1 protein-coding gene and 2 pseudogenes are annotated in these 1,350 nt (G+C 68.1%); 2 read left to right on the top strand and 1 reads right to left on the bottom strand.

The genetic code is table 11. The annotated features are described in order from the left end of the window. Window positions 1-467: pseudogene (locus EB084_25605) on the top strand (replication-associated recombination protein A). A 3-nt stretch (window positions 468-470) separates the two neighbouring features. Next, window positions 471-554: pseudogene (locus EB084_25600) on the top strand (30S ribosomal protein S5). On the opposite strand, the gene EB084_25595 reads toward EB084_25600, so the two are convergent. Then, the coding region (locus EB084_25595; protein NDD31639.1) for a hypothetical protein at window positions 555-1,350 on the bottom strand (796 nt) is incomplete at its 5' end.

Genomic DNA, 1,350 nt, shown 5'->3' with positions numbered 1-1,350 from the left:
CGGACGCGGCCGTCTACTGGCTCGTTCGCCTCATCGAGGCGGGGGAGGACCCGCTGGTGCCCGCCCGTCGCATGATCGCCATGGCCGCCGAAGACGTCGGGCTGGCCGACCCCCGCGCCCTGCAGGTGGCGGTTGCGGCGTTCCAGGCCTTCCAGGTGATGGGATCACCCGAGGGCGACCTGGCGCTCACCGAAGCCGCCATCTACCTGGCCACGGCCCCCAAGAGCAACGCCGCGGCGGTGGCGCTGTGGGAGGCCCGCGACGCGGTCGAGAAGCACGGCAGCCTCGATGTGCCCACGCATCTTCGCAATCCGGTGACGCCGCTCATGAAGAAGATCGGCTACGGCGACGGTTACAAGTACGCCCACGACTTCGAGGGTGGACGGGTGGCACAGCAGCACCTGCCCGACGAGATCAGCGGCACGCGGTTCTACCGTCCCACCGAGCGCGGGTACGAGGGACGGCTCGAGCGCGGTCCGCAGGGCTGAAGGGGCGAAGCAGGCCCGGGGGGAGCGAGAGGCCCGGGGGGAGCGAGAGGCCCGGGGGGAGCGAGGCTAGGTCGCCCGACCCAGCAATTCCAGGCCTTCAGCGGCCGTGAGTCGCATCGCCGGATCGGTGACGAGAGAGCGACGCACGAAGGACTCGAGGCGCGACGGCAGCGCGTCAGAGATGCGGGGTTCGGTGGTCATCAACGCGGTAACGCAGCTTATGACGTCTTCCCCGTCGTGAGGAAGAGCACCCGTAGCACACCATTGCACGATAGCGCCTAGCGCCCACAAGTCGCTGGGCGCGTATGCGACGGCTCCCAGCGCCTCCGGGGCCACGAACGCCACCGCGTGGGCGCCGCCTGATTCACCCGGAAGCTCAGACCATGTCCCCCCGCGTATCCCCGGAAGATGGCACAACTTCCAATCATTGCCTGCGCGAACGATGTCAGATGGCATGAGCCCCCCCTGCACCTCTCCGCGCTCGTGCAGACCTGCAAGCGCTTCGCAGATGTGAATGGCCAGTCGGTGGGTCTCGTCGACGGAGAGCGAGGCAGCGCCACTCTTTCTGTCGTGAAGGCTTTCCTCAAAACCATCAACCGCCACACAGGCCCAGTCGCTCAATGCGCCCTCGGTGATGAGGCCCGCGTCGCGCACGGCCAGGAGATGGGGATGGGTGTGCCGAGGCAGCGCTGCGAGCGCGCGGGTGAGGGCCTCGCGATCGTGCCGATCATCAGCCCACAGCAACGTGACGACAGATGAGCTCTGCAGCAGGCCATCATCGGCCCGCCACACGCCACCGTTCGCGCGCTGCTGTCCAAGCGGCGCGCGAAGGGTGAAACGACCGTTGACGACGGTGCCCGTT

The sequence above is a fragment of the Pseudomonadota bacterium genome (assembly GCA_010028905.1).
Lineage (GTDB): Bacteria > Vulcanimicrobiota > Xenobia > RGZZ01 > RGZZ01 > RGZZ01.
The sequence above is the reverse complement of the archived record's forward strand: the minus strand, read 5'-3'. Positions and strand labels throughout refer to the sequence as shown.